Genomic DNA, 12,589 nt, shown 5'->3' on the forward strand with positions numbered 1-12,589 from the left:
GGCGCGACGCGGCAGGCGCGTCAACAGGTGAGGCACACCTCTCACCAGGCCTAGGCGCTCGCGGCCTCAGCGCGCCCATCCACCTCACGCAGGATCCCCACGATCGAGTCGACCTGCGCCTCCTCGAAGAGATCATCCGGACCGGTCGGCGCGTAGTCCGTGTACGGCGACTCGAAGAGCCGCCCCGGCTCGACCGCACCATTCGCCGTGAGCTCGTCGACGATGAGCGTCACGAACCGCACCTGATGCACGTCGAACCGCGCCGTGTCGAGGTAGTCGCCAAAGGCCTCCAGCGCTGCCTCGCGATCCAGCCCGACCAGTGAGCGGACGAACCGCCCCAAGCCGTGCGACTCGTCGACCGCACGCTCGATGTCTGCGCGCGCGCCGGCCCCGCTGTCCTCGAGCATCTGCTCAAGCGCGGACAGGTCATCCGGTGTCAGCTGTCGGTTGCGCCGCAGTCGTTGTAGCGCCACATGGCTCTCGTGCTGACGCAGGTATGCGGCCGCCTTGGCGCGGAAGCGCTCCATGTCCGTACCCGGGGTCGTCCCGGGCAGCACGACCTCGGTCGACTCGCCGAGCTCGTCTGCGAAGTCGGTGTACACCGGGTTCCTCGTCGTCCGCTCGATGAGGCGCACGAGGTCGCGCACCCGCAGCCGCGCCAGCTCGAGCATCGGCAGGGTGACGTCCACCCACCACTCGTCGCTCGCCAGCTCCTCGAGCATCTCCGTCTGAGCCGCGACGGACGGGATCGCCGTCTTACCGAGCAGCGCGACCGCGACCTCCTGGACCGTCTCGCGCAAACGCTCCGCGAGGACCAGGTCGCCGTCGAGCTGGGCGAGCTGTCGCCGGAGCATGACGAGGTCGAAGCGCTTGGCGGCCTCGTCGTCGTCGCGCACGGCCGAGGGGAGACCCGCCAGATGCGTCATGAGATCGGCCGCATCCTCGGTGGACAGCGAGTCCCAGGCAGACCGTTCGCCGTAGCGCTCGACCCACTCACGGTGCGGGCGGACGAGGAAGTTGTCGATGTTCATCCCCGCCACGACCTGGTGCAGCATGTCCGCAGCCGATGAGCGAAGGGGGGCATCCCCCTTCGTCTTGTCGAGTGCCGTGATCAGCCCGACGCGGCCCTCGAAGAGGCGCTGGGTCAGGGACTTCTGCACCGACCCCTCGGAGCCCGGCAGGTCCTGGCTGAAGAACTCGAGGTTGCCGCAGAAGTCGAAGACGAGGAAGTCCTGTTTGTCCTGCCCGGGGCCGAAGAGGTCCGGGCGCAGGCGCGTGCCCCGGCCGATCATCTGCCAGAACTTGCTCTTCGAGCGCACGACCTTGAAGAAGACGAGGTTGACCACGTCGGGTACGTCGATGCCCGTGTCGAGCATGTCGACGGAGATCGCGATGTGCGGCGCCTTGTCGGGGTTGGAGAAGTCGTCGATGAGGTTCTGCGCGTAGGTCGTTCCGTGGGTGATCGTGCGGGCGAAGGCGCCGCCGTACTCGGGCCAGTGGATGTCGAAGCGCTCCTGGATGAAGTCGGCGTGAGCCTGGCTCTTGGCGAAGATGATCGTCTTGCCGAGTCGGTCCCCACCGGCGACCTTGTAGCCGTCCTCCATGAGGGTGGCGAGCACCTTGTCCACCGTGTCTTCGTTGAAGAGGAAGCGGTTGAGCTCCTCGGCGCCGACCTCGCTCGGTGCGCCGTCCTCGCCCCAGTCGAGCAGGTCCCACTGGTCCTTCTCGTCCTCGCTGAGCTCGTCGTAGCGGATGCCCTGGCGCAGGAACTTCGTGCCGACGGAGACCCCCTTCGGCGGGACGAGGTAGCCGTCAGCGACCGCCTCGTCGAGGCTGTAGGCGTCGGTCGGCACCCCGTCCTCGAGGTGGAAGAGCCGGTAGGTGTTGTGGTCGACCTCGTCCTTGGGCGTGGCGGTGAGCCCGACGAGGAGGCCGTCGAACCAGTCGAAGATCGCGCCGTACTTCTGGTAGACGGACCGGTGCGCCTCGTCGATGACGACGAGGTCGAAGTAGCCGGGCCCGAACTTCCGCTTCACAACACTCGGGTCGGCGTCGTCGGAGAGCTCGTTGATGAGGTTCATCATCGTCGGGTAGGTGGAGGCGTAGACGCGGCCGGAGCCGGTGCGGTTGGTGACGAGGTTGACCGTCGCGACGTCGGGCAGGTGCTCGGTGAAGGCGCGGGCGGCCTGGCCGACGAGCGCGGTGCGGTCGGCGAGGAAGAGCACGCGCTTGACCCAGTTGGCCTTCATCAGCTGGTCGACGAGACCGATGGTCATGCGGGTCTTGCCCGAGCCGGTCGCCATGACGAGCAGCGCCTCGCGCTGGCGCCGGTCGAAGGCGTCGCCCACCGCGGCGATGGCCTCCACCTGGTAGGGCCGACCGGCGATGTCGGTGTTGACGCTCTCGCCCCCGAGTGGGCGGCGCGTGGTCCGTCGCTGGATGAGCAACTCGAGCTCGTCGCGGGTGAGGAAGCCCTGGATTTCACGCGGCGGGTAGTCGCTGGCGTCGTCCCAGAGCCAGTGCTGCAGCCCGTTGGTGTAGAAGATCACTGGCCGCCGACCGAACCGCGCCTCGAGCCGGTCGGCGTAGAGCTTGGCCTGCTGCTGCCCCACGCTCGGGGAGGTTGTCGTGCGCTTGGCCTCGACGACGGCGAGGGGCAGTCCATCACTCCCCCACAGCACGTAGTCGACGTAGCCCGTGCCCGAGGCACTGGGCATGCCGCTGACCTCGTACTCGCGGTCCTGCGGATCGGCGAGAGGCCAGCCGGCCTCACCGAGGAGCAGGTCGATGAGGGTGCTGCGCGTCGTCGCCTCGTCGTAGTCGTGAGTATCGACCGTCTGCGACTTGGCGGCCTGGGCCGCGGCGATCTCGGCCTTGAGCCGCTCGATCTCGGCGTCCTTGGCAGCGGCGAGCTCGTCCTTGGCCGCGAGCGCCGCGGCGTGAGCCTCGTCGGCCGCCTTGATCTTGGCGGCGAGCTTGATGAGCTCGTCCCGCGACAGCGGGGCCGACTTCTGTGCGAGGTCCGGGTCGAACTGCGTGCCCATCGGCACGGCGTCCGGGCTGGTCGAGTAGCGGTAGGCGGCCCAGATGACGACGTGGTGCAGTTCGCGAAGGGAGGCCAGCGCGGCCTGCGTGGGGATGGGCTGGCTGTCGTGGACGGCCTTGTTGCCGAGGTTGCGGATGAGGTTGAGCTTCTGGGTGAAGGACGGCGAGGTCTTCGCCTTGAAGCCCGGGTCGTTGGTCCGCGCCGCGAGGTCGTCCTTGTACGGGACGGGCAGAGCCATGACGTCGTAGAGATGGTGGACGAGCGCCTCGGTGGCACGGCGGGCGTAGAAGCACGCGGTGCGCGGGTCGCTTGAGAGGTAGGACTCTGCGCGCACGCAGTCAGCGTGGATGTCGGGCCACTCGGTCTTGACGAAGGCGAAGTTGCTCATCGGCTCCCCCGATCGTTGAGCAGCAAGGTCAGGAACTCTCGGTTGATGAAGAGACGGTCGCGTCCGACCTTGTGGTCGTCGAGCAGCCCTGCACCGGCGAGGTCGGAGAGCCAGCGGGTGGCCGTGGGCCGCGAGACTCCGCATCGGTCGATGACCGTGGCGATCCGGCAGTAGGGCTGCTCGAAGAGGACGGCGAGGAACTCGGCGTCCGCTCCCCCCTTCGACACTGCTCGCGCACGATGTGCGAAGTCCGCCTGGAGGTCGCGGGTCGCGCTGATCGTGGCGACGGTGTCGGCGGACGTCTGCTCGACTCCGGTGAGGATGTAGCAGATCCACTCCTCCCAGGCTGCATCACTGGTGACCGCACGCAGGAGCCGGTAGTAGTCGTCCTTGGTGTCGATGATGTAGCGGGAGAGATAGAGCAGGGGCAGGTGCAGCAGGCCCGCCTCGACGAGCATGAGCACGTTGAGGATCCGTCCGGTCCGCCCGTTGCCGTCGGCGAAGGGGTGGATCGCCTCGAACTGGTAGTGCGCCGCCGCCATCCGCACGAGCGGGTCCATGCCGTCATCGGCGTGGACGAACCGCTCCCACTCGGTGAGCTTGTCCCGGATGACGTCGGCGCCCTCCGGGGGGCTGTACACGATCGCGCCCGTCGCAGGGTTGGCGATGCGAGTCCCGGGCAGGGCCCTGATCGCCATCTCCCGTGCGTGGATCATGCTGCACACGCTCTCGGCTGCGGCCACGGTCAGGCCTCGCTCGACCACGTGCTCGTGTCCGGCGTAGAGCGCACTCCGATATCTCAGGGTCTCGCGGACTGCGGGGTCCGAGGACGAGTCGTCATCCTCCATGTGTCTGAAGAGGTCGTCAGACGTGGTGACGACATTTTCTATCTCGGAGCTGGCCTGGGCCTCGAGCAACGGGATCGTGTTGATGAGGACATCAGGGTTGGGCATCGCCCGGCTGGCCTGGTCGAGCTGGGCAACGGCTGCGCGTGCGCCGATGGCTGCCTTCAGCACCGCCGTGGTCTCCAGCACCTCGGCAGAGGGCGGCGGGGGGAGCTCGTTGTAGGGCTTCTCTGCCCGCCATCTGCTCATGTCACAAAACCTGCCATGTCACGTCGAACCTGTAAAGGTTTCCCCAAAACATTTACATATCGTCGTAGTCTCTGGCGGCCAACGACCGGCGGCGGTCTCGGCCTCGGCACCCACTGCAACATCCGTGGTGGGCGAACTGTTGCAGCAGAGCCCCTACTCGAAGAAGTCCTCATCCACCTCGACGATCTGCACCGTCTGCCACACCTGCACACCCACGCCGTACCTGATCATCAACGCCGCCATCCGCTCTCCGTCGACGAGCACGACCCGGGTGGCGACCCCTTCGGCGTAGGCGCGAGCGCCGGCGCTGAAGCGTCCGGTCGTGATGAAGACGCCCTGGTTGGCCGACTGCCCGTGCAGCGCCCCGACGAAGCCCTGGATCTCGGGCCGTCCGACGGAGCTGTCGAGCGCGTACCGCTTGGCCTGGACGTAGACCCGGCTCAGGCCGAGCGCGTCCTGGTCGATGATCCCGTCGATGCCGCCGTCGTTGGACAGCTGGGTGCGGGTGGCCCGCCCGTCGGCGCCGCCGTAGCCCATGGCGACGAGCAGGTCGAGCACGGCCTGCTCGAAGAAGGCGGGGTCGTTGGCGTGCAGTCGCCGCAACAGCTCGGCGGCGACGTCGGCGTGGATGCGGGCGATGCCTTCCTCGACCTGCTCGGTCGGGTCGATCTCCGGCGATGACGTGATGACGGCGGACGTCGGCGCGTTATCGGTCGCCTTGGTCGTCCACCACGAGTCGCCCGGGCGGGCATACTGCCGCAGCTCGACCTCGGTGATGCCCTCCGGGTGGTCCGCGAGCAGGCGGACCCCCACGTCGGTGATGCGGTACTCGCCCCGCGCTCGACGCTCGAGGGCGCCGACGCGGTAGAGGTAGGAGACCGCCCACCCGATCCGGTTGTCCGCCTTGGGCGAGCCCGAAGGGAGGACCTGCTCGCGTTGCTCTTCGGTCAGCGACGCCTGCGCGACGTCCGTACGGATGGAGCGAAGGGAGTGGACCTCACCGTCCGCGAGGAGCTGGAGGACAGGGACCATGAAGCCGTCCCACGACGGGAGGGTGACCATCAGAGCTCGCCGGAGAAGGCGCGGGCTTGGAGGGAGGCAAAAAGTGCCTCGTCGGCAGCCTGCCCCTCTAACACAACGGTTCGAGCCTCGTCGATCTTGGCGAACTGACCCGCAGTCGCACGCTGCACTGCGAGGGGAGGAATAGCGACATGGACCGACGCGAGAGACTTCTGATTTACCTTGTACGTTCCGTTCGTCGTGCGGGCCACCTGCTCGATCTGGCGCCGAACCGAGGGCTGCCTCCATGCCACTTCGAGGATTGGTGCGAGCACTCGCGCCGAATCGACTCGGCCAGCAATGACCGTATCCGGGAAGACAAGATCGAAGCGATCCTCCGGCACAAACACCCCGACGCCCACCAGACCGGGATTGCCGTTGCCGCGGCACATCAAGAAATCGATGGCAGCGACGCACTTGTCCTCTGGAGGCTCCGTCGCAAAATCCCCCTCCTTCGCTGCAGAAGGGTTGAACCTGCCACGAGTAATCGCCGAGAGAGTGAGCACCTTGGCTCGATGGGCACCACCCGATGACGGCGATAAGCCGTTGCGCATGTGGGGCATCAATTCATTGGCGGCTACTGACTCAGCCCCGTCGTCCTGCAAGGCAGACTGGAACACCGACTGAGTGAGGTCGTCGAGGTGGGCGAGGACCTGGCGGCGCTTGGCGCGGAGGGCGTCGGCGTGGTCGAGGATCGCCGCGATCCGCCGCTGTTCGTCCAGGGACGGCGTCGGCACCTGCAGTGATCGGAGATACTCCGGCGGAACGCGCCTCTGCCCACCGCTGCCAGTCATCCGCAGCTCACCAGTAGCTCTAACGCTCGGGAGCCTTAGAAAGTGCATGAGGTAACGCGGGTCGGCGCACTCCTTGGCCCTCACGACGTGGAATTCAGTTGAGCCCACGCCCACCTCGTGACCCAGGTGCGCCTGACCCACCTTCCCGTTCTCCCAGCACGGAGTAATCTTCGCGGCGAGAATGTCTTGGTCACGGAATACCGTGTACCCCTTGGATACGGCCCCAAAATGCACGGTTTCACGCGGCCGCGCCACCGCCCCCTGAGCGCTCAACTCAGCCATTCCCACGAAACTCACAGGTTCGTCGGCAGCAACCGACGCACCCCGCGGATTGATCTCCGCCAGGTCAGCTAGAGACTCCGTCCTCACGACAACATCGCCTTCAGCTCCTCGCGCGCCTGCGCGATCTCCAACTCGAGCGCCTCGATGTCCGTGATGATCTCCAGCGGCGGGCGGTGCTCGACCTCGTCGTACTCGATTTCCTTGTACCGGTTGAGCGAGAGGTCGTAGTCCTGGGCGACGATCTCCCCCTTCGGAACGGTGAAGGACTGGTCCGTGCGGGCGCGGGAGAGCTCGGGCCAGGCTTCGAGGCTCGTACTTCGCTCCTCAGCCAACGTGGGGGCGGCTTCGAGGCTCGTTCCTCGCACCTCAGCCAGCGAGGGGCGGGTCCCCCAGCGTTCGAGGACGTCGGGGAGGTCGTTCGCCTCGACCGGGTTCCGCTTGTCGTCCAACGAGAAGCCATCGGCGCGCACGTCGTAGAACCACACGTCATCGGTGCCGCCGGAGTTGGTCTTCGTGAAGAAGAGGATCGCGGTCGAGACGCCGGCGTAGGGCTTGAAGACGCCGGAGGGGAGCTTCACGACGGCGTCGAGCTTCTGCTCCTCGACGAGCATCTTGCGCAGGGCCTTGTGCGCCTTCGACGAGCCGAAGAGGACCCCGTCGGGGACGATGACCGCCGCCCGGCCACCGGGCTTGAGCAGCTTGAGGAAGAGCGCGAGGAAGAGCAGCTCGGTCTTCTTCGTCTTGACGACCTGCTGCAGGTCCTTGGACGTCGACTCGTAGTCGAGCGAGCCGGCGAAGGGCGGGTTCGCGAGGATCAGCGTGTACTTTTCCGAGTCGCCCCCGGCCTCCTCCGAGAGGGAGTCGCGGTACCGGATGTCGGGTGCCTCGATGCCGTGCATGAGCATGTTCATGCTGCCGATCCGGAGCATCGTCGAGTCGAAGTCGAAGCCGTGGAACATGCTGCGGTGGAAGTGGTCCCGCTGCTTGGTGTTCGTCAGAGCGCTCGGGTGGTTGTCGCGCACGTAGTCCGATGCCGCGACGAGGAATCCCGCTGTGCCACAGGCCGGGTCGCAGATCTCGTCCTCGGGCCCGGGGGCCGTCATCGCGACCATGAGGTCGATGATGTGCCGCGGCGTGCGGAACTGCCCGTTGGTGCCGGCGGATGCGATCTTCGAGAGCAGGTACTCGTAGAGGTCACCGTTGGTGTCCCGGTTGTCCATCGGGATGTCGGCGATGAGGTCGACGACCTTGGTCAACAGCGCCGCCGTGGGGATCGTGTAGCGCGCGTCCTTCATGTGATCGGAGTACGTCGAGCCCTCACCGCCGAGCTTCTGGAGGAAGGGGAAGACCTCCTGCGCCATCGTCTGGTGAGCCTGGGCGGCGTCGGCGTTCTTGAGGTGCTGCCACCGCAGGTGGCTCTGACCGGGTAGGAAGATCGGGTCCTCGATGGTGCCGGTGACGCGAGCGCGCTTCTCCTTGAGGGTCTGCAGCTCGTCTAGGCGGCGGATGAAGAGCAGGTAGGTGAACTGCTCGATCACCTCGAGCGGGTTGGAGATGCCACCGCTCCAGAAGGCATTCCAGACGCTGTCGACCTTGCTCTTGAGCTCACCAGTGATCACGACGTCAGGGTATCTGCGGCTCGCTGACCGTTTGGCTGTCGGTGCGGCGTCATAGGTTGTCCGGCTGCGCTGCACCAGGTGGCGCTTCGAACCCGCAGGGGGTACGACATGAACGACCTCATCATCAACATTGCCGCCGGTCTCATCAGCGGCGTCCTGACGCCCTTCGTCGTCACGCGTTTGGGAGGCGGGACGCCGCCGCCGACCACTGGCCAGTCAGTCCATGTCGTCGGCGACGGGAACGCCGTCCAGCAGATCGACGCGTCACAGCACGAACACAACACGTACACGTGGGTCGAGAACAGGCCCACGAAAGCATCGGCTCCGGGGCCGCCGGCCGGAGACGACGACGCTTGGGCGCGTATTGCACTCGCGCTCGCAGTTGCTGGCGTCCTCGTACTCGCCTACTTGCTCGTCTGGCCCATCGTGGTCTGGGCCCTCGCCGGAGCCGGTCTCGGCCTCACGATCGCGACTGCATGGATCCACCGGACGACCGAAGGCACTCCCGGACCCCGCACCGGCGCATTGCTCCTGGCTCTCACCTCTGCCGGGCTGCTCCTCCTCGCAGCCTGGTGGACCCTCAACGGAGGGCCGGGCAGTTCTCTCAGCGGTAGTGAGCTCGAGAGCCGGGTGATTGCTCAGTTTCCCGAGTTCGGTAGCAGCGTCAGTGGTCGCTGGAGCGTGACTTCGGGTCACGCCGTCGAGGTGCTGCGGATCGTTGGGTGGTCAGGGATGTTCTTCGTCCTGACCCAGATCATCGCCATGGAATGCGCTGTCCTGCTGATCTGGGCCCGCACACGCGAGCTGGTCGGCTGGGTGGCGATGCGCAACTTGGTCAGCCACCCCGACAAGGGCCACCTGTTGCCTCAAGCGCACCGCTTTACCCAGATCGGAGCATCCGCGATCGGCTTCACCCTCTTGGCTGGGCTTGTCCTCGTGGGAACCTCCGGCGGGTGGGCGCACACGTGGATCGACGACATGCAGTCTCGTCAGACTGACGCGATCGTGGGTAGTCGCTGACTCGTCTCCGGCCACCCGCGGGTACGACGACAAGGTCGCGCTTCGGCATGGCTCGACACCCCCGGATCCCGGGCAGGCCCACGCCGCGGGCCTCAGCGTGTCGTCGTACCCGCGCGTAGGTCGTGGTGCACCCAGACATTCGCCTCGACGTACACCGCGTGGTCGCCCGCGAGGTCCACGTGGACCGGCGTCAGACCGCCCGGCACCTCGACCGCTCCATCCGTGTCGAAGGGGAGCCCCGTCCACTCGCGCCACTGGTCCAGCGACCCGGGGATCGTCATCGACGCCGGCGCCAGCGCGACGATCCGCCCACCGAGGCGGGCGTGGACCCGCAGCCATGGGTCGGCGGGCAACCCGTCGTCACCGACTCGCTGCGCGTACTCCCATGCGGGAGTGCGGGGTTCGGCGGACTTGCGGGTCGGGCGGACCGGGGCGACGAGGTCCCGACACCCGAGCTCCGCGTAGCGCCGCCGCGCCTCGGCGAGCAGCGGACCACTCAGCCCGTGTCCCCTTCGGTCCACCGCGACGCGGGCCTCGATGAGGCTGATCGTCGACAGGTCCGGGGGCTCCCCCTTCGCCAGGAGCCACTCGGCCTCCTGCATCGCCGCGTCCCACCCGCGCTCGGGCAGCGCGTCGACGGCATGGCCGAAGGGGACCGCGTGCAGCCGCGCGACCGCCCGCTCGCCGTCCATGACGATCAGGTGCAGCTGCGGGAAGCCCGCGACCGCCGCCTCGTACGCCCGCTCCGAGGTCGGGTCCTGGAGCATGAAGCGCGGCCAGTCCCCCTCGATCGACCAGAAGGCATCGACGAGGTCGGGGCGTTCGGCGAGGGAGTGCGTCTCCATCGCCCCATCCAAGACGAAGGGAGCCGCCCCGACCAGTGGGTTTCGCCCCTTCGAGACGGTCGCTGCGCGACCTCCTCAGGGAGTGGGCTTGGTGGGGAGCGCGAAGGGGAATGGCTGCGCACGTCGAGCGGACGGCGAGGAGGTCCGGCGCAGCGTCAAGCCGAAGTCGAGAGCGACAACGCGACCGCACGACGACGAAGGACTTCGGCAGCGCGCCGGGCCTCCTCGCCGGGAGCGGGTCTCGAGGCTCGCTGGCGCTCGCACCTCGACCAACGTGCTGCCCATAGGCTGGCGCCATGACGGATCGCGACTTCCGCAACCTCTACCGCCACGGCTTCGCGCGGGTCGCGGCCTGCACGCTGCCGGTGACGATGGCCGACCCGCACGCCAACGCCGCCGCCATCCTCGAGCGGGTGCGTCACGTCCACGAGCAGGGGGCGGCGATCGCGCTCTTCCCCGAGCTGGGCCTCACCGGCTACGCCATCGACGACCTGCTCCTGCAGGACGTGCTGCTGCGCGACGTCGAAGCCGCGCTCATCGACCTCGCGGAGCAGACGACCGACCTGCTGCCGCTCGTCGTCGTGGGTGCCCCCCTTCGCCACCGCAATCGGCTGTACAACTGCGCCGTCCTGATCCACCGCGGCGAGATCCTCGGCATCGCGCCCAAGGCGTACCTGCCCAACTACCGTGAGTTCTACGAGAAGCGGCACTTCGCCGCCGGCGCCGGCATCGTCGACGAGTGGTTCCGGCCGACCTTCGCCACGGGCGAGGCGGCCGAGGTGCTCGACGGGGTGCCCTTCGGCACCGACCTGCTCGTCCACGTCGACGACGTGCCCGGCTTGGTCGTCCACGCCGAGGTCTGCGAGGACATGTGGGTGCCGGTCCCACCGAGCCACGAGGCAGCGCTGGCCGGCGCGACCGTCCTGCTCAACCTCTCGGCCTCCCCCATCACCGTCGCGCGCGCCGACGACCGGCACCTGCTCGCCCGCTCCGCGTCGATGCGCTGCAACGCGGCCTACCTCTACGCCGCCGCGAGCGAGGGCGAGTCGAGCACCGACCTGTCGTGGGACGGCCAGACCATGGTCTACGAAGGGGGTGACCTCCTCGGCGAGTCCGAGCGGTTCCCCGCCGGTCCCCGCGAGACGCTCGTCGACGTCGATGTCGACCGGCTGCGGCAGGAGCGGATGCGCCAGGGCAGTTTCGACGACAACGGGGTCGCGCTGGGCATCGGCTCCGAGAGCGCCCCGTACCGCGAGATCCACCTCGAGCTCGACCCGCCGACCGGCGACCTGGGGCTGCTGCGTCCGCTGGACCGCTTCCCCTTCGTCCCCGACGACGAGGAGCGCCTGGCGCAGGACTGCTACGAGGCCTACAACATCCAGGTCTCCGCGCTGGAGCAGCGGCTGCGCGCGATCGGCGGCCCGGACTGGCAGCCCAAGATCGTCATCGGCGTCAGCGGTGGGCTCGACTCGACACACGCGCTGCTCGTCGCGGCCAAGGCGATGGACCGGCTCGAGCGGCCGCGCACCGACATCATCGGCATCACGATGCCGGGCTTCGCCACGAGCGACCACACCAAGACCAATGCCGTCGCGCTCATGGAGTCACTGCGGATCACGTGGGAGGAGCTCGACATCCGTCCCGCGGCGACCCAGATGCTGCGCGACATGGGGCACCCGTACGGGCTCGACCCCGACGCCGACCACCCCGACGAGGTCTACGACGTGACCTTCGAAAACGTGCAGGCCGGGCTGCGCACCGACTACCTCTTCCGCATCGCCAACCAGCGCGGTGGGATCGTGCTCGGCACCGGCGACCTGTCCGAGCTGGCCCTCGGCTGGTGCACCTACGGCGTCGGCGACCAGATGAGCCACTACGGCGTCAACGCGGGCGTGCCCAAGACCCTCATGCAGCACCTCGTGCACTGGGTCGCCGATTCCGGTCAGTTGCCGGAGGTCTCCGAGACGCTGCTGTCGGTGCTCGACACCGAGATCTCCCCCGAGCTGGTCCCGAGCAAGGACGCCGACCGGCCGCAGTCGACGCAGGACAAGATCGGGCCGTACGCGCTGCAGGACTTCACGCTCTTCCACGTGCTGCGGCGCGGGGACCGGCCGAGCAAGATCGCCTTCCTCGCGGAGCAGACGTGGTCGGACGCGACGAAGGGGGCCTGGCCGAGCTCCGTCGCGGAGGAGGACCGCGGCGCCTACGACCTCGCCGAGATCAGGAAGTGGCTGCTCGTCTTCGTCCAGCGCTTCTTCGACAACCAGTTCAAGCGCTCGGCCCTGCCCAACGGACCCAAGGTCCTGCCGGGCGGCGCGGTCTCACCGCGCGGGGACCTGCGGATGCCCAGCGACGTCGCGGCCACGCGGTGGCTCGCCGACGTCGAGGACAACGTGCCGCAGTCCTGACCGGCTGGATGACGAAGGGTGGCGCACCCCCCTT

General features: G+C 67.9%; 8 protein-coding genes. 2 read left to right on the forward strand and 6 right to left on the reverse strand.

The genetic code is table 11. The features are described from left to right. Window positions 1–50: 50 nt before the first annotated feature. The 5 genes from JAN01S_RS00615 to JAN01S_RS00635 all read right to left on the reverse strand — a co-directional run bounded on the left by JAN01S_RS00615 (window position 51) and on the right by JAN01S_RS00635 (window position 8,282). Window positions 51–3,434 carry a DEAD/DEAH box helicase family protein gene (locus tag JAN01S_RS00615; RefSeq protein ID WP_068312054.1) on the reverse strand — a complete coding sequence of 1,128 codons (3,384 nt, stop codon included), beginning with the start codon at window positions 3,432–3,434 and terminating at the stop codon, window positions 51–53. After that, complete coding sequence (locus JAN01S_RS00620; RefSeq protein ID WP_068312057.1) at window positions 3,431–4,528, reverse strand: Fic family protein; 1,098 nt, start codon at window positions 4,526–4,528, stop codon at window positions 3,431–3,433. The genes JAN01S_RS00615 and JAN01S_RS00620 overlap by 4 nt, the downstream gene beginning before the upstream one ends. Before the next feature lie 153 nt (window positions 4,529–4,681). Further along, the gene (locus JAN01S_RS00625) at window positions 4,682–5,590 is read right to left on the reverse strand and encodes a restriction endonuclease (RefSeq protein ID WP_068312060.1); all 909 of its coding nucleotides are present in this window, start codon (window positions 5,588–5,590) and stop codon (window positions 4,682–4,684) included. Continuing rightward, complete coding sequence (locus JAN01S_RS00630; protein ID WP_084359882.1) at window positions 5,590–6,663, reverse strand: restriction endonuclease subunit S; 1,074 nt, start codon at window positions 6,661–6,663, stop codon at window positions 5,590–5,592. The genes JAN01S_RS00625 and JAN01S_RS00630 overlap by 1 nt, the downstream gene beginning before the upstream one ends. An 83-nt stretch (window positions 6,664–6,746) precedes the next feature. Next, on the reverse strand, window positions 6,747–8,282 hold the full coding sequence (locus tag JAN01S_RS00635; RefSeq protein ID WP_068312066.1) for a type I restriction-modification system subunit M: 1,536 nt from the start codon (window positions 8,280–8,282) through the stop codon (window positions 6,747–6,749). A 108-nt stretch (window positions 8,283–8,390) separates the two neighbouring features. On the opposite strand from JAN01S_RS00635, the gene JAN01S_RS00640 reads away from it, so the two are divergent. Continuing rightward, a complete protein-coding gene (locus JAN01S_RS00640; protein ID WP_068312071.1) occupies window positions 8,391–9,302 on the forward strand; it encodes a hypothetical protein in 912 nt (303 codons plus the stop codon). Between the two features lie 92 nt (window positions 9,303–9,394). Here the strand turns inward: JAN01S_RS00640 and JAN01S_RS00645 are convergent, their stop codons facing one another. Then, window positions 9,395–10,147, reverse strand: a complete 753-nt coding sequence (locus JAN01S_RS00645; protein ID WP_068312074.1) for a hypothetical protein — start codon at window positions 10,145–10,147, stop codon at window positions 9,395–9,397. Window positions 10,148–10,443: 296 nt separating this feature from the next. Between JAN01S_RS00645 and JAN01S_RS00650 the strand changes: the two genes are divergently transcribed. Continuing rightward, the gene (locus JAN01S_RS00650) at window positions 10,444–12,555 is read left to right on the forward strand and encodes an NAD(+) synthase (protein WP_068312077.1); all 2,112 of its coding nucleotides are present in this window, start codon (window positions 10,444–10,446) and stop codon (window positions 12,553–12,555) included. Window positions 12,556–12,589 lie beyond the last annotated feature (34 nt).

Source organism: Janibacter anophelis NBRC 107843 (assembly GCF_001570945.1).
Classification (GTDB): domain Bacteria; phylum Actinomycetota; class Actinomycetes; order Actinomycetales; family Dermatophilaceae; genus Janibacter; species Janibacter anophelis.